This window comes from Pseudomonas sp. AK-TSAG1-1, assembly GCF_056821665.1.
In genome coordinates this window covers 5,704,216-5,727,120 of record NZ_CM165965.1, presented here as the reverse complement: position 1 = coordinate 5,727,120, position 22,905 = coordinate 5,704,216, and the positions used below count along the sequence as shown (strand labels likewise).

The following is a 22,905-nucleotide window of genomic DNA, read 5'->3' as shown; positions in this document are numbered from 1 at the left end:
GCAAGACCGCGGCCTGACCAAGACAAAATGGCGCACCGACGCCGCCGGGAGAGACGCGATGTTCAGCAAGCAAGACCAGATCCAGGGTTACGACGATGCACTGCTGGCGGCGATGAATGCCGAGGAGCAACGTCAGGAAGATCACATCGAGCTGATCGCGTCGGAAAACTACACCAGCAAACGCGTCATGGAAGCGCAAGGCAGCGGCCTGACCAACAAATACGCCGAAGGTTATCCGGGCAAGCGCTACTACGGCGGCTGCGAGCATGTGGATAAAGTCGAAGCGCTGGCCATCGAACGCGCCAAGCAGCTGTTCGGCGCCGATTACGCCAACGTCCAGCCGCACTCCGGTTCGTCGGCCAACAGTGCCGTGTACCTGGCGCTGATCCAGCCGGGCGACACCATCCTCGGCATGAGCCTGGCCCACGGCGGTCACCTGACCCACGGCGCCAAAGTGTCGTCCTCGGGCAAGCTGTACAACGCGGTGCAGTACGGCATCAACACCGACACCGGTTTGATCGATTACGACGAAGTCGAGCGTCTGGCCGTCGAGTGCAAGCCGAAGATGATCGTCGCCGGTTTCTCCGCCTACTCCAAGACCCTGGACTTCCCGCGCTTCCGGCAGATCGCCGACAAGGTTGGCGCATTGCTGTTCGTCGACATGGCCCACGTGGCCGGTCTGGTGGCCGCCGGTCTGTACCCGAACCCGCTGCCGTACGCCGACGTGGTCACCACCACGACTCACAAGACCCTGCGCGGTCCGCGTGGCGGGCTGATCCTGGCCAAGTCCAACGAAGAGATCGAGAAGAAGCTCAATGCGGCGGTATTCCCCGGCGCTCAGGGCGGCCCGCTGATGCACGTCATCGCCGGTAAAGCGGTGTGCTTCAAGGAAGCGCTGGAGCCAGGCTTCAAGGCTTATCAGCAACAAGTGATCGACAACGCCCAGGCCATGGCCAGCGTGTTTATCAAACGTGGCTACGATGTAGTGTCCGGCGGTACCGACAACCACCTGTTCCTGGTCAGCCTGATCCGTCAGGGCCTGACCGGTAAAGATGCAGACGCCGCCCTTGGCCGTGCGCACATCACCGTCAACAAGAACGCTGTGCCGAACGACCCGCAGTCGCCGTTCGTGACCTCGGGCCTGCGCATCGGCACCCCGGCAGTCACCACGCGTGGCTTCAAGGTTGCCCAGTGCGAAGTGCTGGCCGGCTGGATCTGCGACATCCTCGACAACCTCGGTGACGCCGACGTTGAAGCGAATGTGGCCAAGAACGTCGCGGCACTGTGCGCCGACTACCCGGTTTATCGCTGAGCGGTTTGGAGTAAATGACTATGCAACGCTATTCGGGCTTCGGCCTCTTCAAACACTCCCTCAGCCACCACGAAAACTGGCAGCGCATGTGGCGCACGCCCACGCCGAAGAAGGTCTACGACGTGGTCATCGTCGGCGGTGGCGGGCACGGTCTGGCGACCGCCTACTACCTGGCCAAGGAACACGGCATCACCAACGTGGCCGTGGTCGAGAAAGGCTGGCTGGGCGGCGGCAACACCGCGCGCAATACCACCATCGTGCGTTCCAACTACCTGTGGGACGAGTCGGCGCACCTCTACGAACACGCGATGAAACTGTGGGAAGGCCTGTCCCAGGACCTGAACTACAACGTGATGTTCTCCCAGCGCGGCGTCTACAACCTGTGCCACACCCTGCAGGACATCCGTGATTCCGAGCGTCGGGTCAGCGCCAACCGCCTCAACGGCGTCGACGGCGAGCTGCTCAATGCCAAGCAAGTGGCTGACGAAATTCCGTACCTCGACTGCTCGAAAAACACCCGTTACCCGGTGATGGGCGCAACCGTTCAGCGTCGCGGCGGGGTCGCTCGTCACGATGCCGTGGCCTGGGGCTTTGCCCGTGCCGCCGACGCCTTGGGCGTGGACTTGATCCAGCAGACCGAAGTGATCGGTTTCCGTAAGGAAAACGGTGTGTGCATCGGTGTTGAGACCAACAAGGGTTTCATCGGCGCCAAGCGCGTCGGCGTGGTCACCGCCGGTAACTCCGGGCACATGGCCAAACTCGCCGGTTTCCGTCTGCCGATCGAATCCCACCCGCTGCAGGCGCTGGTGTCCGAGCCGATCAAACCGATTATCGACAGCGTGATCATGTCCAACGCCGTGCACGGTTACATCAGCCAGTCCGACAAGGGCGACCTGGTGATCGGCGCCGGTATCGACGGCTACAACGGCTACGGCCAGCGCGGTTCGTACCCGGTGATCGAGCACACCATCCAGGCCATCGTCGAGATGTTCCCGGTGCTGTCGCGCGTACGCATGAACCGCCAGTGGGGCGGCATCGTCGACACCACCCCGGACGCTTGCCCGATCATTTCGAAAACCCCGGTACCGAACATGTTCTTCAACTGCGGTTGGGGCACCGGTGGCTTCAAGGCCACACCTGGCTCGGGCAACGTGTTTGCCGCAAGCCTGGCCAAGGGTGAAATGCACCCATTGGCTGCACCGTTCTCCATCGACCGTTTCCACAACGGCGCACTCATCGACGAACACGGCGCTGCTGCCGTCGCCCACTAACAGGAGAAATCCCCATGTTGCATATCTTCTGTCCTCACTGCGGCGAACTGCGCTCCGAAGAGGAATTCCACGCATCCGGTCAGGCGCACATTCCGCGCCCGCTCGATCCTGGCGCCTGCACTGATGAAGAGTGGGGCGACTACATGTTTTTCCGCGACAACCCGCGCGGTCTGCACCACGAGCTGTGGGATCACGTCGCCGGTTGCCGCCAGTACTTCAACGTCACCCGCGACACCGTGACCTACGAGATTCTCGAAACCTACAAGATCGGCACCAAGCCGCAATTCACCGACAAGGCTGACACTGCGAAAACAGCCACGCCGGCGCTGGGAGAGAAGGTATGAGCCAGACCAATCGCCTGTCCAACGGTGGACGGATCGACCGCAACAAAGTGCTGAGCTTCACCTTCAACGGTCAGAACTACAAAGGCTTCGAGGGCGATTCGTTGGCCTCGGCGCTGATCGCCAACGGCGTCGACATCATTGGCCGCAGCTTCAAGTATTCGCGTCCTCGCGGGATCTTCGCCGCCGGTGCCGAAGAGCCGAACGCGGTGCTGCAGATCGGTGCGACCGAAGCCACGCAGATTCCCAACGTGCGCGCCACGCAACAGGCGCTGTATCAAGGCCTGGTCGCCACCAGCACCAACGGCTGGCCGAGCGTCAACAACGACATGATGGGCATTCTCGGCAAGGTCGGCGGCAAGCTGATGCCACCGGGTTTCTACTACAAAACCTTCATGTACCCGCAATCGTTCTGGATGACTTACGAGAAGTACATTCGTAAAGCTGCCGGCCTGGGCCGCTCGCCGACCGAAGTCGATCCGGACACCTACGACTACATGAACCAGCACTGCGACGTGCTGATCGTCGGCGCCGGCCCTGCCGGTCTGGCGGCTGCCTTGGCCGCTGCGCGCAGCGGTGCCCGGGTGATTCTTGCCGATGAGCAAGAGGAGTTCGGCGGCAGTCTGCTTGATTCCCGCGAAAGCCTCGACGGCAAGCCGGCGGTGGAGTGGGTTGCCAGCGTCATCGCTGAATTGAAGAACACCCCGGACGTGCTGCTGTTGCCGCGCGCCACGGTCAACGGCTACCACGACCATAACTTCCTGACCATTCACGAACGCCTCACCGATCACCTCGGTGACCGCGCGCCAATCGGCCAGGTGCGTCAGCGCATCCACCGCGTTCGCGCCAAGCGTGTGGTGTTGGCGACCGGTGCGCACGAACGTCCGCTGGTCTACGGCAACAACGACGTGCCGGGCAACATGCTCGCCGGTGCGGTCTCGACTTACGTACGCCGCTACGGCGTGGCACCGGGCAAGAAACTGGTGCTGACCACCAACAACGATCACGCCTACCGCGTGGCACTCGATTGGCTCGACGCCAGTCTGCAAGTGGTGGCCATCGCTGATGCGCGCAGCAACCCGCGTGGTGCGCTGGTGGAAGAAGCCCGCGCCAAAGGTATCCGCATCCTCACCGGCAGCGCCGTGATCGAAGCCCGTGGCAGCAAACGCGTTACCGCTGCCCGCGTCGCCGCAATTGATGTCAAAGCACATGCCGTGACCAGTCCGGGCGAGTGGCTCGACTGCGACGTGATCGCCAGTTCCGGTGGTTACAGCCCGGTCGTTCACTTGGCATCGCACCTCGGCGGCAAGCCGACCTGGCGTGAAGACATCCTCGGTTTCGTACCGGGCGAAGCACCGCAGAAGCGCGTGTGTGTCGGCGGCATCAATGGCGTTTACGGCCTCGGTGATTCGCTGGCCGATGGTTTCGAAGGTGGCGCACGCGCTGCCAGTGAAGCCGGTTTCGGTGTGGTTGAAGGTACGCTGCCCAAAGCGCTGAGCCGTCTCGAAGAAGCGACCCTGGCGCTGTTCCAGGTACCGCATGAGAAGGGCACCTCGCGTGCGCCGAAACAATTCGTCGACCTGCAGAACGACGTCACCGCCGCCGCCATCGAACTGGCGACCCGCGAAGGTTTCGAGTCGGTCGAACACGTCAAACGTTACACCGCGCTGGGCTTCGGCACCGATCAGGGCAAGCTCGGCAACGTCAACGGCCTGGCGATTGCCGCCCGTTCGCTGAACGTGACCATCCCGCAGATGGGCACCACAATGTTCCGCCCGAACTACACGCCGGTGACCTTCGGCGCTGTGGCCGGGCGTCATTGCGGGCACATCTTCGAACCGGTGCGTCACACCGCGCTGCATGCCTGGCATGTGAAGAACGGCGCCGAATTCGAAGACGTCGGTCAGTGGAAGCGTCCTTGGTACTTCCCGAAAAACGGCGAAGACCTGCATGCAGCAGTCAAGCGCGAATGCAAGGCTGTGCGCGACAGCGTCGGCCTGCTCGACGCCTCGACCCTGGGCAAGATCGACATTCAAGGCCCGGATGCCCGCGAGTTCCTTAACCGCGTGTACACCAACGCCTGGACCAAGCTCGACGTGGGCAAGGCCCGCTATGGCCTGATGTGCAAAGAAGACGGCATGGTCTTCGATGACGGTGTGACGGCGTGCCTGGCCGACAACCATTTCGTCATGACCACCACCACCGGCGGCGCGGCCCGCGTACTGCAATGGCTGGAGCTGTACCACCAGACCGAATGGCCGGACATGAAGGTGTACTTCACCTCTGTCACCGACCACTGGGCAACCATGACCCTGTCCGGCCCGAACAGCCGCAAGCTGCTCAGCGCTGTGACGGATATCGACCTGAGCAACGAAGCCTTCCCGTTCATGACCTGGAAAGAAGGTCTGGTCGGCGGTGTGCCGGCGCGGGTGTTCCGCATCTCGTTCACCGGTGAGCTGTCGTACGAAGTCAACGTGCAGGCCGACTACGCGATGGGTGTGTTGGAGAAGATTGTTGAGGCAGGGAAGGCCTTCAACCTGACGCCATATGGCACCGAAACCATGCACGTGCTGCGCGCCGAGAAGGGTTTCATCATCGTCGGTCAGGACACTGACGGCTCGATGACCCCGGACGATCTGAACATGGGCTGGTGTGTGGGGCGCACCAAACCGTTCTCGTGGATCGGCCAGCGCGGCATGAACCGTGAAGACTGTGTGCGTGATCAGCGTAAACAACTGGTGGGCTTGAAGCCGATCGATCCGAACGTGTGGCTGCCGGAAGGTGCGCAACTGGTGTTCAACACCAAGCAGGCGATCCCGATGACCATGGTCGGCCACGTCACCTCCAGTTACGCGCACAACTCCCTCGGTTATTCGTTTGCCATGGGGGTGGTCAAGGGCGGTCTGAAGCGCATGGGCGAGCGGGTGTTTGCACCGCTGGCCGATGGCAGCGTGATCGAGGCGGAGATTGTTTCTTCGGTGTTCTTCGATCCGAAGGGTGATCGGCAGAACATTTGATGGCCTCAAGAACTGTGGGCGGGCGGCTATTCGCGAGCAGGCTCGCTCCCACATTCGACCGCGTTCCCCTGTGGGAGCGAGCCTGCTCGCGAAAGCGGTAGAGCCGCCACCGCAGGAACCAACAGAATTCAGCAAAGGTGCTTTATGACCACAGCCAACGTGTACCAACAACGCCCGACCACCGGTGCCCGTGCCGAATCGTCGCTGCACCATGCCGACCTCGCCAGCCTGGTCGGCAAGGGACGCAAGAACGCCGGCGTGATCGTGCGTGAAAAGAAACTCCTCGGTCACCTGACCATTCGTGGCGATGGCCACGATGCCGCCTTCGCCGCTGGCGTGCACAAGGCCCTGGGCATTGAGTTGCCCGGCGCGCTGAGCGTGATCGTCAAAGGCGAAACCAGCCTGCAATGGATGGGCCCGGACGAGTGGCTGCTGATCGTGCCGAGCGGTGAAGAGTTCGCCGCCGAGCAGAAACTGCGTGAAGCGCTGGGCGATCTGCACATCGCGATCGTCAACGTCAGCGGCGGCCAGCAAGTGCTCGAACTGAGCGGGCCGAACGTGCGTCAGGTGCTGATGAAATCCACCAGCTACGACGTGCACCCGAATAACTTCCCGGTTGGCAAAGCGGTCGGCACGGTGTTCGCCAAGTCGCAGCTGATGATTCGCCATACGGCGGAAGACACCTGGGAATTGCTGATTCGTCGCAGCTTCTCGGATTACTGGTGGCTGTGGCTGCAGGATGCGTCCGCCGAATACGGGCTTAGCGTCCAGGCTTGAGGTGAATTGCGTCGAGCTAGCTTGCGTGTAGGGCCTGAGAATTTTGCCCCCTCACCCCAACCCTCTCCCCCAAGGGGGCTAGGGTGAGGGGAAAAAATCCCCCTGACACCCCGAACACAGAACAGGAGTCACCGCACCATGAGCCGCGCCCCAGACACATGGATTCTGACCGCCGACTGCCCCAGCGTCCTCGGCACCGTGGACGCGGTGACGCGTTTTCTGTTCGAGCAGGGTTGCTACGTCACCGAGCACCACTCGTTCGATGACCGGCTCTCGGGCCGCTTCTTCATTCGCGTGGAGTTCCGTCAGCCTGACGGCTTCGACGAACAATCCTTCCGTGCAGGCTTGGCCGAACGCGGACAGGCCTTCGGCATGATCTTCGAACTGACCGCGCCGAACTATCGGCCGAAAGTGGTGATCATGGTCTCCAAGGCCGATCACTGCCTCAACGATTTGCTCTATCGCCAGCGCATCGGCCAGTTGTCGATGGACGTGGCGGCGGTGGTGTCCAATCACCCGGACCTCAAGCCGCTGGCCGACTGGCACCAGATTCCCTACTACCACTTCCCCCTCGACCCCAACGACAAGCCGTCGCAGGAGCGTCAGGTGTGGCAGGTGATCGAGGACTCCGGCGCTGAGCTGGTGATTCTTGCCCGCTACATGCAGGTGCTGTCGCCGGAGTTGTGCCGCAAGCTCGACGGCAAGGCGATCAACATTCACCACTCGTTGCTGCCGGGGTTCAAGGGGGCCAAGCCGTATCACCAGGCCTACAACAAAGGCGTGAAACTGGTGGGCGCCACGGCGCATTACATCAACAACGATCTCGATGAAGGGCCGATTATTGCCCAGGGCGTCGAGGCGGTGGATCACAGTCATTACCCCGAGGATCTGATTGCCAAGGGGCGCGATATTGAAGGCCTGACCCTGGCCCGGGCCGTTGGGTATCACATTGAGCGGAGGGTGTTTCTCAACGCCAATCGCACGGTCGTTCTTTAGATCGCTTTCGCGAGCAGGCTCGCTCCCACAGTTTGATCTCAGGTATGACAGAGATCTTTGTTTCAACACAAATCCCCTGTGGGAGCGGGCTTGCTCGCGAAGGGGCCATAATTGACAACGCAAAACCAACAAGCAAAACCCGAGCACTTAACGCGCTGCCTGCCTGGGCAACGCGGTTCCATAAAAACAACAGCGAGGTGAAAGCATGTCTGGCAATCGTGGTGTGGTGTATCTCGGCGCTGGCAAGGTCGAAGTACAGAAAATCGACTATCCGAAAATGCAGGACCCGCGCGGCAGGAAGATCGAGCACGGTGTCATCCTGCGTGTGGTGTCCACCAACATTTGTGGCTCCGACCAGCACATGGTGCGTGGCCGTACCACGGCGCAGACCGGTCTGGTGCTGGGCCATGAAATCACCGGCGAAGTGATCGAAAAGGGTTCCGACGTCGAGAACCTGAAAATCGGCGACCTGGTCTCCGTACCGTTCAACGTGGCTTGCGGGCGCTGCCGTTCCTGCAAGGAGCAGCACACCGGTGTCTGCCTGACCGTCAACCCGGCCCGTGCCGGCGGTGCCTACGGTTACGTCGACATGGGCGACTGGACCGGCGGCCAGGCCGAATACGTGCTGGTGCCGTACGCTGACTTCAACCTGCTGAAACTGCCGGACCGCGACAAGGCCATGGAGAAAATCCGTGACCTGACCTGCCTCTCCGACATCCTGCCGACCGGTTATCACGGCGCGGTCACTGCGGGCGTTGGCCCGGGCAGCACCGTTTACATTGCGGGCGCCGGCCCGGTCGGTCTGGCCGCTGCTGCTTCGGCGCGTCTGCTGGGCGCTGCGGTGGTGATCATCGGTGACGTCAACACCATCCGCCTGGCGCACGCCAAGGCTCAGGGTTTTGAAGTGGTCGACCTGTCCAAGGACACGCCGTTGCATGAACAGATCGCCGCCCTGCTGGGCGAGCCGGAAGTTGATTGCGCGGTGGATTGCGTGGGCTTCGAAGCCCGTGGCCATGGTCATGACGGAGTGAAATCAGAAGCCCCGGCCACCGTGCTCAACTCGCTGATGGGCGTGGTGCGTGTGGCGGGCAAGATCGGTATCCCGGGGCTGTACGTGACCGAGGACCCGGGCGCCGTGGACGCCGCCGCAAAAATGGGCAGCCTGAGCATTCGCTTCGGCCTCGGTTGGGCTAAATCCCACAGCTTCCACACCGGCCAGACCCCGGTGATGAAGTACAACCGCCAGCTGATGCAGGCCATCATGTGGGACCGCATCAACATTGCCGAAGTGGTGGGCGTGCAGGTCATCAGCCTTGATCAGGCGCCGGAAGGTTACGGCGAGTTCGATGCTGGCGTGCCGAAGAAGTTTGTGATTGATCCGCATCGGTTGTTCAGTGCGGCGTAAGTAAAAAAGGGCGACCCACGGGTCGCCCTTTTTATGTGATGCCTGCCGCTGAAAGCGTCAAATTCAATTGGATTTGAGTTTCAGATATGGAGTGGAATTCTCGCCGTTTTCAACGATCTTTTTCCCACCATAACTACAGATCGAGCCGTCTAGGCTTTCTGCTTTCAGTTCGTATTTCGGTGCCAAGAAGTCGTCTCGGGTTGACAGAGTTTCGCCGGTCCATGTTTTGCCTTCGAAACTGGCGGTGTATTTGAAACCGGTGTTGTTCGGCTTTGGAACGCTGCTGTCCGTATAGGCCGATGATTTGATGGTATTGACCGGAGGACAGCTTTCGACACCGGCTGCGTAAGCGTTCGTAGTAGCTGCGCCAATGATAAAAAGCGCCATTGCGATCGACTTGTTCATTTCCACACTCCTGTATGTTTGTTTGGAGTGCCCAGCATGGGAAGTTAACCCTATTCGCACTACTGTCAGGTTTGACAGGTTGTTATATCTCCTCGCGATAAAAAGACTTTGTACTCATAACTTGATCACAGTGCAGCCAAAGCACCCTGATAAAGGACTGGGCCCGTCGGCTGTCCGGTCGGCGAACCACCCTTCGGCTCCAGACTGACCGCCAGCGCAATCGGCTTGCCGATCAACACTTTCTGCGCCTCGCTCAGCTCAACCTTGCCTTTGCCGCCTGCCGGGATCACACCGAGCGAGATCGGTTTGCCATCGGCCGGGATTGCCCACAGTTCCAGGCTGCGATCAGGTCCAACCGCCGCCAATGTCAGCGGCTCCACTTGCAGATAGTCCGCATGCGCCTCGACCTTCAGCGCCGGTTGCGCGTCGGCGGTCAGCAGGGTGGCGCGATAGCGGGCGTCGTCGCGGTTGTACAGCGAGCCGAGGAACACCAGCACGACGATCGAACAGGCCGCGACGCTGACCCGCAGCCAGTTCCAGAACGGGCGTTTTTGCGGGACGTGCAGCACTTGCGGCTCGATCCGCGCGGTAATGCGTTGCCACACGCGATCGGGTACCGGCTGTTCCGGCACCACGTCGGTCAGGCTGGCGAGGCTTTCCTGCCATTGCGCCAGCTCGGTTCGCAGGGCCGCGTCGTCCAGCAGCAATTGTTCGAAGCGCCGCCGCGCCGCCGAAGACATCAGGCCGATGGCGTAATCGGCAGCGAGGGCGCGGCGCAGGGCCGGGGTCTGGTAGTTCATGATTCAAGGCACCTGCGCAGACGCTCCATGCCCCGACGAATCCATGACTTCACCGAACCCAGTGGTGCGGCCAGGTGTTCGGCCAGTTCCGAGCACGACAGGCCCTGAAAGTAGGCGACGGTGATCGACTGGCGCTGCTGGCCCTCGAGGGTGTCCAGGCAGCGGTGCAGGGCGCTGGCTTCACGGCTGCTGTTCAACAGTTCATGCGCCGAAGGGCTTTCGTCCGCGAGGGCGTCCTGTTCGACATCGGTCAGCGGCCGCTCGCGAAGTTTGCGCAATTGATCGATGGCTTGATGGCGGGTGATGTTGATCATCCAGGTCAGCGGCGCCGACAAATGGGCTTCGTAGCGCGAAGCGTTGTTCCAGATGCGCACGAAGCTTTCCTGCAAGACCTCTTCGGCCAGATCCGCACGGCCCATGAAGCGTAAGGCTACGCCGTGCAGGCGCGGGCCGACGCTGCGGTACAGCGTTTCGAAGGCGCGACGATCACCCAGTGAGCACTGGGCCAACAGCTGTCGCAACTGATCGGTGTCGGCGATGGAAATGACGTCTCTCCAGGCAAAGGGCGGTCGACGAGGACTGATCTCGGACTGTTCACAGGCTAGTTCAGCAAAAGCGCTTGTGCCATTCATCGCGGCCATTCCAGGGTTTCACGATTTATATACGTGGCTATGCTGAAAATGGATGCGCGGGCGAGGAACATGCCGCCGCATAACCGGTCAAACCGGCAGTTTCGCCGCCCATTGAAGGGTGGTTTCACAGCGCAAGAGGATGTCTGAATGAAGATTTCACGCGGTATTGCAATGGCTTCGCTGATGACCCTTGCGGCCAGCCCGGTGTTCGCCGGTTTCAGCCTGGACGATGTGACCAAGGCTGCTGCAAGCATGCAGGGCGGCAACGCCGCCACTGCCGCCGCGCCGACCTCGGAAACCGCCGGTCTGCTGCAAGCTGTCACCGGTCTGGGGGTTACGCCTCAGCAAGCCGTCGGGGGCACCAGCGCCATGCTTGGCCTGGCCAAGAACCAATTGAGCAGCACCGATTATTCGCAGTTGGCCAAAGAAGTGCCGGGCATCGACAAACTGTCGGGCGGTAGCGGCAACATGGCGGCATTGAGCGGCTTGCTGGGCTCGTCGGGCAAGTCAGCCGGTCTGGAAAACGCACTGGGCAACGTCAAGAACACCAGTGACCTGAACAATGCCTTTGGCGCATTGGGCATGGACAGCGGCATGGTTGGCCAGTTTGCTCCGGTGCTCCTCAAGTATCTGGGTGATCAAGGCGTCGGCGGCCCGCTGCTGCAAAGCCTGGGCAGCATCTGGGGCGCCGGCACCGGTAGCTGATTCAGGCGCGCTCGCCGCGTAATTCGGCGATGCGCTGATCCTTCTCGGTCCAGAGTTGGTTGACCCAGCTCTGGACCTTCTCGCGAAACACCGGATCATTCTCGTAGTCGCCCTGCGCCAGCGCCGGGTCGAGTTCGCGGGTCTTGATGTCGATGATCACCCGCGGCACGTTGCCGCTGATCAAATCCCAGAATCCTGGAATCTTCTGCTGTGGATAAACCACGGTGACATCGAGAATTGCATCCAGTTGTTCACCCATCGCCGCGAGGACAAACGCCACGCCGCCTGCCTTGGGCTTGAGCAGGTGCTTGAACGGCGACTGCTGCTGCGCGCTTTTCGCTGCGGTGTAGCGGGTGCCTTCCAGATAATTGACCACGGTCACCGGCTGACGCTTGAACAACTCGCAGGCCTGTCTGGTGATTTCCAGATCCTTGCCCGCCAACTCCGGATGTTTGGCCAGGAACGCCTTGGTGTAACGCTTCATGAACGGATAATCCAGCGCCCACCACGCCAGCCCCAGGAATGGCACCCAGATCAGCTCTTTCTTGAGGAAGAACTTGAAGAACGGCGTGCGCCGGTTGAGGGCCTGGATCAGCGCCGGAATGTCGACCCACGACTGGTGGTTGCTGACTACCAGATACGAGGTGTCACCGCGCAGGTCTTCGCCGCCGCGAATGTCCCATTGAGTGGGGATGCACAGGCGAAAGATCAGCTTGTCGATCTCGGCCCAGGTCTCGGCGATCCACATCACCGCCCACGACGCATAATCACGCCAGCGCCCGGGCGCGACCAGCTTGAGCAGAGCAAAGACCATCAACGGCCCGATCAGGATCAGGGTGTTGAGCAACAGCAGCAGGGTGACGAAACAGCCGGTGAGCAGGCGGCGCATAAGCAACTCTATGAAGGCGGATGGGCGCGCCATGATAAGTGGCTTCGGGCGACAGGCCAAATCGGGGGTGACGAATGTTTCACTTTCGGGCCGGTATGCTTTGCTCGGAAGTTGTGTTGAATGTGCTGGCCTCTTCGCGAGCAAGCCCGCTCCCACAGGGGATTGGTGGTGTGCTGAAGACAGCATGTACACAGTAGATCCAATGTGGGAGCGGGCTTGCTCGCGAAGGCGGACTTGAGGCGAACCAATTGCCCGCCTGCTGTCTAAAATCTCGCGTCTGACGCCCTCATTTTTCAAGGAAGCCCTCTACGTGAAATCCCTCCTTGCACTGTTTGCCCTCGTTGCCCTGCCGGTCATGGCCGCCGAGCCGACCCTGTACGGGCGTTATGAATACATCGCGCTGCCGGAAATCGGCGGCGAGGTGCTCAAGGCCAAGATGGACACCGGCGCGCTGACCGCCTCGCTGTCGGCCAAGGACATCGAGACCTTCACCCGCGACGGCGAGAACTGGGTGCGCTTTCGCCTCGGCACCAAGGACGCCAGCAACAAGGTCTATGAACACAAGGTCGCGCGGATCAGCAAGATCAAGAGCCGCGCAGATGAGGAGGACGACAGCGATGCCACTGAAGTCGCCAAGCGCCCGGTAGTCGATCTGGAACTGTGCCTGGGCAACGTCAAGCGTACCGTCGAGGTCAACCTGACCGACCGCAGCAACTTCAACTACCCGTTGCTGATCGGTGCCAAGGCCCTGCGCGAGTTCGGCGCGGCCGTGAACCCGGCGCGGCGCTTTACCGCCGACAAGCCGGACTGCTAAGTGGTCTCATTGACGTAACGTCGGGCTTGGGGCACCGTTCCCGCACTTTACCCATGGGCTCGGATGCCATGCCTCATATCCTGATTGTCGAAGACGAAGCGGCGATTGCCGACACGCTGATTTTTGCCCTGCAGGGCGAGGGGTTCACTACCACGTGGCTGAGCCTCGGCGCGGCGGCGCTGGAGCATCAACGGCAGACGCCGGCCGATCTGATCATTCTCGATATCGGTCTGCCGGACATCAGCGGTTTCGAAACCTGCAAACAGCTGCGGCGCTTCAGCGAAGTGCCGGTGCTGTTCCTCAGTGCCCGGGACGCCGAGATCGACCGCGTGGTGGGGCTGGAGATCGGTGCCGACGACTACGTGGTCAAGCCGTTCAGCCCGCGGGAAGTCGCGGCGCGGGTCCGGGCGATTCTCAAGCGCATGGCGCCGCGTCCTGCGGTGGAGGCCACTTCGGCGGTGTTTCGCATCGATCCCGAGCGTGTGCTGATCAGCTATCGGGGGCAGCCACTGAGCCTGACCCGCCACGAATTCCGTCTGTTGCAGTGCCTGCTCGAACAACCGCAGCGAGTGTTCAGCCGCGAGCAGTTGCTCGATGCGCTGGGCGTGGCGGCGGACGCCGGTTACGAGCGCAGCATCGACAGCCATATCAAAAGCGTGCGCGCCAAACTGCGTCTGGTGCGTGCCGACGCCGAGCCGATCCAGACCCATCGCGGCCTCGGTTACAGCTACAGCCCGGGGCACAGCTGATGTCGCTGGGGCTGCGGATTTTTCTGGTGTATGTGCTGTTTGTCGGCCTGACCGGTTACTTCGTGCTCAATACGGTGATGGAGGAAATCCGCCCCGGTGTGCGCCAGTCCACCGAAGAAACCCTGGTCGACACGGCCAATCTGATGGCGGAAATCCTGCGTGATGATTTCAAGGCCGGAACGCTCAGCGAGAACCGCTGGCCCGAATTGCTGCGTGCCTATGGCGAGCGTCAGCCGCAGGCGACGATCTGGGGCTTGCCGAAAAACCAGGTCAACCACCGCATCTACGTCACCGATGCCAACGGTATTGTGGTGCTGGATTCCAGCGGGGTGGCGGTCGGTCAGGATTATTCGCGCTGGAACGACGTCTACCTGACCTTGCGTGGCGAGTACGGTGCGCGGTCGAGCCGCAGCGATCCCAACGATGCAAACTCTTCGGTAATGCACGTCGGCGCGCCGATTCGCGATAACGGCAAAATCATCGGCGTGGTCACCGTGGCCAAGCCCAACAGCTCATTGCAGCCTTATGTCGATCGTACCGAGCGGCGCTTGCTGTTCTATGGCGCCGGGCTGATCGGCCTGGGTTTGCTGTTCGGCGCCTTGTTGTCATGGTGGCTGAGTCGCGCGCTGCACCGCTTGACCGGGTACGCCCAGGCCGTGAGTGAGGGGCGGCGGGTCGAGGTGCCGCATTACCGTGGCGGTGAGCTGGAACAACTGGCCACGGCGGTGGAGCAGATGCGCACCCAGCTGGAGGGCAAGGCTTACGTGGAACGCTACGTGCACACCCTGACCCACGAATTGAAAAGTCCGCTGGCGGCGATTCGCGGTGCGGCAGAGTTGTTGCAGGGTGACATGCCCCCCATCCAGCGCCTGCGCTTTGTCGGCAACATCGACAGTGAAAGCGCGCGGATGCAACAGTTGATCGAGCGGCTGCTGAACCTGGCGCAGGTGGAGCAGCGTCAGGGGCTGGAGGAGCGGGTAGCGGTGCCGCTGGCAGCGTTGCTCGACGAATTGTTGCGGGCGCAGGCAGCGCGAATCGAAGGTCGACGGCTCAAGATCGAGCAGACGATTGCACCGGATCTGTTGCTGATCGGCGAGCAGTTTCTGCTGCGTCAGGCGCTGGGCAATCTGCTGGAGAATGCGCTCGATTTCACCCCGATTTCAGGGAGGCTGCGCTTGAGTGCCGAACGTGTCGGGGAGCAGGTCGAGTTCCACCTGTTCAATGAGGCTGCGCCGATTCCCGAGTACGCTTTACCGCGTTTGTGTGAGCGCTTCTACTCGTTGCCGCGCCCGGACAGCGGCCGCAAAAGCACCGGGCTGGGGCTGAACTTTGTCGCAGAAGTCGCCCAATTACATGGCGGTCAGCTGTCGATCAGCAACGTTTCGGGCGGAGTACTGGTGGTGCTGAGCCTGCCCTGATGCGTCGCGGGCAGGCTCACGCACAAGCTCAGGGTTGAGACGATACCGACTCAGTACGCGGGCGCTTCGCCCGATGGGCAAAACGCAATGCCGGTTGCTCGACCAGGCGCCAGGAGACGATAGCCAGAGCGATCACGATCAGCGCAGATACGAGCATGGACGGTACGAAGGTCAGGGATGTCTTGTTGATGACCAGTTGCTGTACCGGGAATGCATAAAGATAAATCCCGTAAGAAATATCAAAGCGACCCCGGATACTTTTGTCGACGTAAAGCAGGCCCAGGCTCAGGGTGGCGAGGCAACATCCCAACGTGGCAAGCACTGCGGCCAATGGGGTGCCGACGCTGAGGTAAATCAATCCGAGGCTCACCGCCAGCGTGATCGCCAGGATGCGGCGATCGCTGAAATGCTGTTTGTGAAAGGCAATCACCGAGCCGGCAAAAAAGGCGATGCCGGCACTGCTGTATGTCGCCAGTTTTTGTGCCTGCGCGCCGGATACTTCATTGCCCAGGATATAGGTTGCCAAGGCAAACACCGCCAGCAGAATCCACGGCACCAGCGCTTTTCGATACAGGCCGAGAGCGGCCGCCAGCAGCAGGTAAAAGCCGAATTCGATCTTCAATGTCCAGAGACTGCCGTTGAAGGACTCGCTGAAAATAAAACCATTGGTAATGGGTTCGATATTGGCCCGACCGAAAACCGAGATACGCAGAAAGTCGATCGCGGCATTTGAGCCGGTGACATAACCCTCGGCAAACAGGGCGCCGGCGATGTAAGTCATCGCGAACGCGCAGAGGATCAATGCCGGAAATATGCGGGCCACGCGTTTGGTCAGATAGTCGGTAAAGCTTGCGCAGTTGACGAAGCTGCGGGTAATCAGCAGGCCGGAGATCGCAAAGAACGCAGTCACGGCGATTCCCCCCAGTGAGCTGAAGCCGGCAATGCCTGGCTCCGGCAGTCCCCAGAGCGCAAAGTGATGACTTACCAGCACCATTAGTGCTGCAAAGTGCCTGATCAAATCAAAAGAGTTGTTACGCAACGTACTGTCCTTATCTTCAACATTGCCGGATTTGTGAGGAAGCGTTGTACAGGTATTTCCACACAAAACCCACACGACCTCCATATCAGGAACACACAACGCTCTCAGACTCGCTCCATTCCAACAAGGGAGCGTTCTCATGAATCGAAGTCTGACCATAAAACTGGGGGCCATTGCCCTGCTGATCCTGCTGTTGCTGATACCACTGCTGATGATCGACGGCATCATCGACGACCGCCAGCAATTGCGCGACGGCGTGCTGGAAGACATCGCCCGCAGTTCCAGCTACAGCCAGCAACTGAGCGGGCCGGTCATGGTGGTGCCGTATCGCAAGGTAGTGCGCACCTGGAAGACCAACGAGAAAACCAATCAGCGCTATCAAGAACTCGGCGAAGAGCGTGGGCGGTTGTACTTCTTGCCGGAGCGCTTCGAGCTCGACGGCCAGGTGCAGACCGAGCTGCGCAATCGCGGTATTTACGAGGCGCGGTTGTTCCATGCCGACAATCGCATCACCGGGCATTTCTCGTTGCCGGCGCAGTTGGGCATCAAGGAAGACTTTGCCGATTACCAGTTTGATGCGCCGTTTCTGGCGGTGGGCATCAGCGACATTCGCGGCATCGAAAATGCGCTGAAACTGGAGCTCGACGGCCAGCGCCTGGACTTTGTGCCCGGCACCCAGGTGGGATGGCTCGGCGAAGGTGTGCGAGTCACGCTGCCGATACTGGACACCAGCAAAACCACGGAGTTGGGCTTCGGTTTCGATTTGCGTCTGCAAGGCACCGGTACGTTGCAAGTATTGCCGGTGGGCAAGACCAGCCACGTCAGTCTTGCCGCCAACTGGCCGCACCCCAGTTTCATCGGCAACTTCCTGCCAGCCAAGCGCGAGATCAGTGATCAGGGTTTCAGCGCCGATTGGCAGACCTCGTTTTTCTCCACCAACCTGCAAGAGGCGATGAACCGCTGCGTCGTGGGCAAGGACTGTGAGGCGTTCAGCGGGCGTAGCTTTGGTGTGAGCTTCATCGACCCGGTGGATCAGTACCTGAAGAGTGATCGGGCGATCAAATATGCGCTGCTGTTCATCGTCCTGACGTTCGCCGGTTTCTTCCTGTTCGAAGTGCTCAAGAGCCTTGCGGTGCACCCGGTGCAATACGCGCTGGTCGGTGTTGCGTTGGCGTTTTTCTACCTGTTGTTGCTGTCGTTGTCGGAACACATCGGCTTTGCCCTGGCGTATCTGCTGTCAGCCAGTGGCTGTGTGTTGCTGATCGGGTTTTACGTGTGCCACGTGCTGCACAGCGTGCGCCACGGTTTGAGTTTTTCTGCCGGGTTGGCGGCGTTGTATGGCCTGCTGTATGGGCTACTGAGCGCTGAGGATTACGCGCTGCTGATGGGTTCGTTGCTGCTGTTCGGTTTGCTCGGGGTGTTCATGGTGCTGACGCGCAAACTGGATTGGTACGGGATCGGGCAGAAATCGGCCAAACCACTGGAGTTTGATGTGGGGGCGATGCAATGAGCGGGTCGTTGGGTCTGCGCGAGGATCAGCGCTGGAAGGATGAGTTGGTGACGCGGATTATCGGGTTTCTGCCTGTAGAAGCGAGTGAGTGCATTCGCGAGCAAGCCCGCTCCCACAGGAATTGTGCTGGGTCAGATTTCTCTGTCATACATAAAAATGTGGGAACGGGATTGCTCGTGAAGGGGCCAGAACTGGCGCCGCCGATTTAAGGCTTGGGCATTGTGGCGACCATGGACGGCCGCTGGCTCACTTCGAAATACCAGTTGGCCAATTGCGGATTGGCGGTGCGCCAGTCCAGGTCCGGATGGCGCAGATCGATGTATCCCAACGCGCAGGCCACGCTGATCGCCGCCACATCGAAATGGCTGGTCAGCTCGGCGATGGCGTCGCTTTCCAGAAAGGCCAGGGCGCGACGGATCTTGTCGCGCTGGGCATCGAGCCATTCGTCCCAGTGTTTTTCCGGGGCGCGCAGCACCAGTTCGTAGCGCACCGCTACCGAGGCGTCCATGATCCCGTCGGCCATCGAGGCCAGGGTCAGGCGCCGCCAGCGGGCCGAGCCTTCGCGGGGGATCAGCGGATTGCCGACGTGCTGCTGGTCGAGGTATTCGAGGATCACGCGGCTGTCATGGATGACGCTGCCATCGGCCAGGCGCAGGGCCGGGATCTTGCCCAGCGGGTTGTCGGCGTTGAGCGCCGGATCCGGACTGACCGGGCTGAGCACGCAGTCTTGCAGGGCGACGCGATCCTGCTGGCCGGTCTCGTGTAACAGCACCATCACTTTGCGCACGAACGGGGAGAGCGTGTTGTGAAACAGGGTCATGCTGGGGGCGGACATTGGCAAACCTCGGTGGTCATCGAAGAGCAGGAGGTTAGCCTAGTCAGATACAGGGCGGCTGGCGAGGGATTTGGTGGTGTTCATCAGGCCGCCTTCGCGAGCAGGCTCGCTTCCACAGGGATTTGTGAACGAACCCAATCCAATGTGGGTGCGAGCCTGTCAGGCAAAACAGAAATCACCCGCGCCGCAACAAGCCTCTTATGGCCAGAAATGCCGGGACACCCAACCCGACCCAGCTCAACGCGTCCCAGATTCCGTCCCCCAGCAGCGCCGAAAACAAACCCGCTGCACTCAACAGCGCAATCACCAGCGGCGTACTGAAGACCTTCCAGAAATTCGACTGACGCGGCTTCATGCAGCAGCCTCCACCGGCAGCGGTTTTGCCGCTTTGCGCCGTACGACCCAGAGGTACACGCCACTGCCGAGCACGATGATGGTCAGCACATCGAGGGCCGCCCAGAGGATTTTCATCGGCATGCCACCGTAGTCACCGAAGTGCAACGGCTGCGACATGCCCATGGCGTCCATGTACCACGGCCGCTCGGCCACAGCGGTGACGTGCAGAGTGCTGGCGTCAATCAATACCGGCGTCAGCAGGTGCGAGGTCAGGTGCGTGCCGCCTTTCATGAACACGGCGTAATGGTGCTCGCTGGAGAACCGTGTGCCGGGAAACGCGATGAAGTCCGGGTTCATCCCCGGTGCCACGTCCCGGGCGATGTCCAGCAGGCGGGTGGCCGGGGCCAGTTGGGTGAGCGCTGGCGCGTCGCGGTAGGGCGCGACCATGGCGGTCAGCGAATCATTGCGCCACGCGGCGATGATCAGATCGGCGCAGGCGCTGATCACCCCGGTCACACCGACCACCAGCGCCCAGGTCAGCGTGACGACGCCAATCAGGTTATGCAGGTCGAGCCAGCGCAGGCGGGTGGACTTGTCCTGGCGCACGGTGCCGAACGGCAAGCGGCGCATGAACGGCAGGTACAACACCGTCCCCGAAATAATCGCGACCACAAACAGCAAGCCCATGAAGGCCAGCAGCAATTTGCCCGGCAGCCCGGCAAACATGTCCACGTGCAGGCGCAGGATGAATAGCATCAGGCCGCCGTTGGCCGAAGGCGTTTCCAGTGCTTCACCGGTACGCGCGTCGAGCATGAAGGTGTGTGAGGAGTTCGGTTCGGTGCCGGCGGTTTTTGCCATGATCGTCAGTACGGCGTCGGGTTCGTCGTCTTCGAAACCGAAGTACTGCACCACTTCGCCGGGACGATGTTTTTCTGCCGCCTCCACCAGTTGCGCCAGGTTCAGGTGCGGCGTGTCAGCTGGCATCTCGCGCAGTACCGGCGCATCGCCGAGCAGGTGCTCGATCTCGTGATGGAAGATCAGCGGCAGGCCGGTCAATGCCAACAGCAGCAAAAACACGGTGCAGATCAGGCTGGTCCAGGTGTGGATGAACGACCAGCGGCGAATTGTTTTACTTTTCATTTCATGACCTTCAAAAACACCGAAGCCGTCCACGGAGGACGGCTTGGTGACAGGACCGGTTTCAGCTCACGCCCTTACCACTTGTAAGTCGCGCTGGCGACGACGCTGCGCTGGTCGCCGTAGTAGCAGTAGTAGCCGTCGCAGGTGGAGATGTAATCCTTGTCGAACAGGTTGGTGGCGTTGATCGCGACCGAGGCACCTTTCATGCTGTTGTCGAGGCGGCCGAGGTCGTAGTGCACGGAGGCGTCGAACACGGTGTAGGCATCGGCCTTGCCCAGCCAGGTGTTGGCCTTGTCGCCATAAGTGTTGCCGGTGTAACGCACGCCACCACCAACACCGAAACCGTCGAGCATGCCGCTGTGCCAGGTGTAGTCGGTCCACAGCGAAGCTTGCTGGTTGGGCATCAGTTGCAGGCGATTGCCCTTGTCCACGCCATTTTGTATTTCGGACTTGGCCAGGGTGTAGGCGGCGATGACTTTCAGGTTATCGGTAACGTCGGAGACCGCTTCCAGTTCCAGGCCTTTGACTTTCACTTCGCCGGCCTGGGTGGTGATGGTCACGTTGTTGACGATGTTGTTGACCGAGACGTTCTTCTGAGTCAGGTCATACACCGCTGCGCTGAGCAGGGTCTTGCTGCCCGGTGGCTGGTACTTGATGCCCAGCTCCCATTGTTTGCCTTCGGTCGGTTTGAGCGAACCGGTGGAGGTGGAATCGGCACCGCTGGTTGGCTGGAAGGATTCGGCGTACGACAGGTACGGAACGAAGCCCGAGTCGAACACATAGCTGAGTGCCGCGTTGCCGCTGAAGGCTTTGTCGCGCTGGGTGTTGGTGGCATCGCCCTTGTTGATGAACTTGGTGCTGGTGTGTACCCAGTCTTCACGACCGCCCAATGTCAGGCGCCATTGATCGAGGGCCATTTGGTCCTGCACGTACAGACCGGTCTGGTAGGTCTTCTGGTCGTAATCGTAAAACGCGCTGGAGCGTGGCGGCCGGGTGATCGGCTGGCCGTAGATCGGGTTGTTGACGTTGATGTCCGGCGCAGTACCGAAGATCGACGTGTATTGGGTGTTGCTGCGCTGATGATCCAGGCCGAGCAACAGCGTATGGCGGATGTCGCCGGTGGCGAAGTCGGCCTGGAAGTTGTTGTCCACGGCGAACTGGCTGATGTCCTCATCGACGTTGGTGGTGCCGCGACCGACGTTGCCCTGATCGTCAACCGTGTAGCCTGCGTACTGGGTGTTGTAGCTGTTCACGGTCACGGTCTGGAACGACAGGTCCGACTTGGTGTAACGCAGGTTCTGCTTGAACTGCCAGACGTCGTTGAGGCGATGCTCAAAGGCATAGCCGAGCGCGTAGTAGGTGCGGTCGTAGTAGTCGTAGTCAGGATCACCCAGATTCTTGTGATGGGAAATCTTGCCGAACGGCATGTCGATCTTGGTGCCCTGGATCGGGTAGAACTGGCTGGTAACGCCGGTATCGTCGCGGGTGAACTGACTCAGCAGGGTGAGCCTGGTGTCGTCGTCGATGTTCCAGGTCAGGCTCGGCGCAATGTTGTAGCGCTTGTTCTCGATGTGATCGATCTGTGTGTCGCTGTCACGCACCACACCGCTGAGGCCGTAGAGAAACTGGCCGGCGTCGTCGAGCTTGCCGGTGCTGGCGAAGTTGATCTGGCGATGGTTGTCGCTGCCGTACTGCAACTGGATTTCACTGCTGGCGTCGCTGCTCGGACGCCGGCTGACCATGTCCAGCAGGCCGCCCGGTGGGGTCTGGCCGTACACCGACGAGGCCGGACCGCGCAGCAGGGCGAGGCGGTCGAGGTTCCAGGTTTCCTGTTTCGGGTTGGCGTACACGCCTTTTGGCAGCGGCAGGCCATCGAGGAACTGAGTTGGCTCGAAGCCACGCACGCGCAGCCAGTCGGCGCGGGTGTCGCTGCCGTAGCTGCTGGCGGTGATGCCCGGCATGTAGCGCACGGCGTCATCGAGGCTGTGCACGCTGCGGTCGTCCATTTGCTGGCGGGTCGCGACGGAGATCGAGCGCGGTGCTTCGACCAGCGCGGTGTCGGTCTTGGTGCCGGCGGCGGTGCGGGTGGCGGTGTAGCCTTCGACCGGGCCCCAGGCGCTTTCAAGATTTTCCACGCCGATCACTGCAGTTTCCGGCAGCGCCAGTGTCCCTTCCGGCACGGCGACCAGGGTGTAGGTGCCGGTGCTGCTTTGTTCCAGTTGCAGGCCGGTGCCTTGCAGCGCCGCGCGCAGAGCTCCGGCGGCGTCGTACTGGCCGTTGACCGGCGCCGAGGTCTTGCCGGCTGCCAGCGACGGGCTCAGCGACAGCGCGAGGCCGCCCTGGCTGGCGATCTGGTTCAGCGTGGTCGACAGTGGCGCTGCCGGCAAGTTGTAGGCGCGCACGCTGGAAGCCTGCTCAGCGGCGAGCAACGGGCTGCTGATCAGCGGTGCGCCGAAAGCGATGGCCGCAGCCAGCAGACTGGGGCGCAACAAGGTGTCTAGCGAACGGGACATG

21 protein-coding genes are annotated in these 22,905 nt (G+C 61.2%); 12 read left to right on the top strand and 9 right to left on the bottom strand.

The window, feature by feature from the left end:
• Positions 1 to 58 precede the first annotated feature (58 nt).
• The 7 genes from glyA to fdhA all read left to right on the top strand — a co-directional run bounded on the left by glyA (position 59) and on the right by fdhA (position 9,119).
• Positions 59 to 1,312 carry a serine hydroxymethyltransferase gene (glyA, locus tag AC1UK9_RS25990; RefSeq protein ID WP_482578743.1) on the top strand — a complete coding sequence of 418 codons (1,254 nt, stop codon included), beginning with the start codon at positions 59 to 61 and terminating at the stop codon, positions 1,310 to 1,312.
• A 20-nt stretch (positions 1,313 to 1,332) separates the two neighbouring features.
• Positions 1,333 to 2,583, top strand: a complete 1,251-nt coding sequence (locus AC1UK9_RS25985) for a sarcosine oxidase subunit beta (RefSeq protein ID WP_003206307.1) — start codon at positions 1,333 to 1,335, stop codon at positions 2,581 to 2,583.
• Between the two features lie 14 nt (positions 2,584 to 2,597).
• Complete coding sequence (locus tag AC1UK9_RS25980; protein ID WP_473013778.1) at positions 2,598 to 2,927, top strand: sarcosine oxidase subunit delta; 330 nt, start codon at positions 2,598 to 2,600, stop codon at positions 2,925 to 2,927.
• Positions 2,924 to 5,941 carry a sarcosine oxidase subunit alpha gene (locus AC1UK9_RS25975; protein ID WP_482578742.1) on the top strand — a complete coding sequence of 1,006 codons (3,018 nt, stop codon included), beginning with the start codon at positions 2,924 to 2,926 and terminating at the stop codon, positions 5,939 to 5,941. The genes AC1UK9_RS25980 and AC1UK9_RS25975 overlap by 4 nt, the downstream gene beginning before the upstream one ends.
• A gap of 144 nt (positions 5,942 to 6,085) precedes the next feature.
• Positions 6,086 to 6,718 carry a sarcosine oxidase subunit gamma gene (locus AC1UK9_RS25970; protein WP_034155013.1) on the top strand — a complete coding sequence of 211 codons (633 nt, stop codon included), beginning with the start codon at positions 6,086 to 6,088 and terminating at the stop codon, positions 6,716 to 6,718.
• Between the two features lie 138 nt (positions 6,719 to 6,856).
• Positions 6,857 to 7,714 (top strand): formyltetrahydrofolate deformylase, encoded by an 858-nt coding sequence (purU, locus tag AC1UK9_RS25965; RefSeq protein ID WP_025108559.1) that lies wholly within the window; start codon positions 6,857 to 6,859, stop codon positions 7,712 to 7,714.
• A 205-nt stretch (positions 7,715 to 7,919) separates the two neighbouring features.
• Positions 7,920 to 9,119 (top strand): formaldehyde dehydrogenase, glutathione-independent, encoded by a 1,200-nt coding sequence (gene fdhA, locus AC1UK9_RS25960; RefSeq protein ID WP_007962594.1) that lies wholly within the window; start codon positions 7,920 to 7,922, stop codon positions 9,117 to 9,119.
• A 63-nt stretch (positions 9,120 to 9,182) separates the two neighbouring features.
• Here fdhA and AC1UK9_RS25955 read toward each other — a convergent pair whose 3' ends face one another.
• The 3 genes from AC1UK9_RS25955 to AC1UK9_RS25945 form a co-directional block, all read right to left on the bottom strand.
• Positions 9,183 to 9,524: a hypothetical protein gene (locus tag AC1UK9_RS25955; protein WP_473013776.1), complete on the bottom strand. Its 342-nt coding sequence runs from the start codon at positions 9,522 to 9,524 to the stop codon at positions 9,183 to 9,185.
• Between the two features lie 125 nt (positions 9,525 to 9,649).
• Positions 9,650 to 10,324, bottom strand: a complete 675-nt coding sequence (locus AC1UK9_RS25950; RefSeq protein ID WP_473013775.1) for an anti-sigma factor — start codon at positions 10,322 to 10,324, stop codon at positions 9,650 to 9,652.
• A complete protein-coding gene (locus tag AC1UK9_RS25945) occupies positions 10,321 to 10,956 on the bottom strand; it encodes an RNA polymerase sigma factor (RefSeq protein WP_482578741.1) in 636 nt (211 codons plus the stop codon). Before AC1UK9_RS25945 ends, AC1UK9_RS25950 begins: the two co-directional genes overlap by 4 nt.
• 147 nt (positions 10,957 to 11,103) lie before the next feature.
• On the opposite strand from AC1UK9_RS25945, the gene AC1UK9_RS25940 reads away from it, so the two are divergent.
• Positions 11,104 to 11,661: a DUF2780 domain-containing protein gene (locus tag AC1UK9_RS25940; protein WP_025108562.1), complete on the top strand. Its 558-nt coding sequence runs from the start codon at positions 11,104 to 11,106 to the stop codon at positions 11,659 to 11,661.
• Between the two features lies 1 nt (position 11,662).
• Here the strand turns inward: AC1UK9_RS25940 and AC1UK9_RS25935 are convergent, their stop codons facing one another.
• The gene (locus AC1UK9_RS25935) at positions 11,663 to 12,550 is read right to left on the bottom strand and encodes an acyltransferase (protein WP_473013773.1); all 888 of its coding nucleotides are present in this window, start codon (positions 12,548 to 12,550) and stop codon (positions 11,663 to 11,665) included.
• A 310-nt stretch (positions 12,551 to 12,860) separates the two neighbouring features.
• Here AC1UK9_RS25935 and rloA2 point away from each other — a divergent pair, with 310 nt between their 5' ends.
• The 3 genes from rloA2 (at position 12,861) to creC (ending at position 15,531) form a co-directional block, all read left to right on the top strand.
• Positions 12,861 to 13,364: a retropepsin-like aspartic peptidase RloA2 gene (gene rloA2 / locus AC1UK9_RS25930; RefSeq protein ID WP_025108564.1), complete on the top strand. Its 504-nt coding sequence runs from the start codon at positions 12,861 to 12,863 to the stop codon at positions 13,362 to 13,364.
• Positions 13,365 to 13,432: 68 nt separating this feature from the next.
• A complete protein-coding gene (creB, locus tag AC1UK9_RS25925) occupies positions 13,433 to 14,113 on the top strand; it encodes a two-component system response regulator CreB (protein ID WP_025108565.1) in 681 nt (226 codons plus the stop codon).
• The gene (gene creC / locus AC1UK9_RS25920) at positions 14,113 to 15,531 is read left to right on the top strand and encodes a two-component system sensor histidine kinase CreC (protein WP_482578740.1); all 1,419 of its coding nucleotides are present in this window, start codon (positions 14,113 to 14,115) and stop codon (positions 15,529 to 15,531) included. Before creB ends, creC begins: the two co-directional genes overlap by 1 nt.
• 28 nt (positions 15,532 to 15,559) lie before the next feature.
• Here creC and AC1UK9_RS25915 read toward each other — a convergent pair whose 3' ends face one another.
• The gene (locus tag AC1UK9_RS25915; RefSeq protein ID WP_482578739.1) at positions 15,560 to 16,570 is read right to left on the bottom strand and encodes an acyltransferase family protein; all 1,011 of its coding nucleotides are present in this window, start codon (positions 16,568 to 16,570) and stop codon (positions 15,560 to 15,562) included.
• Positions 16,571 to 16,709: 139 nt separating this feature from the next.
• On the opposite strand from AC1UK9_RS25915, the gene creD reads away from it, so the two are divergent.
• Complete coding sequence (creD, locus tag AC1UK9_RS25910; protein ID WP_482578738.1) at positions 16,710 to 18,080, top strand: cell envelope integrity protein CreD; 1,371 nt, start codon at positions 16,710 to 16,712, stop codon at positions 18,078 to 18,080.
• Positions 18,081 to 18,285: 205 nt separating this feature from the next.
• Here creD and AC1UK9_RS25905 read toward each other — a convergent pair whose 3' ends face one another.
• The 4 genes from AC1UK9_RS25905 to AC1UK9_RS25890 all read right to left on the bottom strand — a co-directional run bounded on the left by AC1UK9_RS25905 (position 18,286) and on the right by AC1UK9_RS25890 (position 22,904).
• Positions 18,286 to 18,915, bottom strand: coding sequence for a glutathione S-transferase (locus AC1UK9_RS25905; protein WP_025108570.1), 630 nt, complete (start codon positions 18,913 to 18,915; stop codon positions 18,286 to 18,288).
• A gap of 175 nt (positions 18,916 to 19,090) precedes the next feature.
• Positions 19,091 to 19,270 carry a hypothetical protein gene (locus tag AC1UK9_RS25900; protein WP_482578737.1) on the bottom strand — a complete coding sequence of 60 codons (180 nt, stop codon included), beginning with the start codon at positions 19,268 to 19,270 and terminating at the stop codon, positions 19,091 to 19,093.
• A complete protein-coding gene (locus tag AC1UK9_RS25895; protein ID WP_482578736.1) occupies positions 19,267 to 20,391 on the bottom strand; it encodes a PepSY-associated TM helix domain-containing protein in 1,125 nt (374 codons plus the stop codon). The genes AC1UK9_RS25900 and AC1UK9_RS25895 overlap by 4 nt, the downstream gene beginning before the upstream one ends.
• A 74-nt stretch (positions 20,392 to 20,465) precedes the next feature.
• On the bottom strand, positions 20,466 to 22,904 hold the full coding sequence (locus AC1UK9_RS25890) for a TonB-dependent siderophore receptor (protein WP_482578735.1): 2,439 nt from the start codon (positions 22,902 to 22,904) through the stop codon (positions 20,466 to 20,468).
• Between the last annotated feature and the right edge of the window lies 1 nt (position 22,905).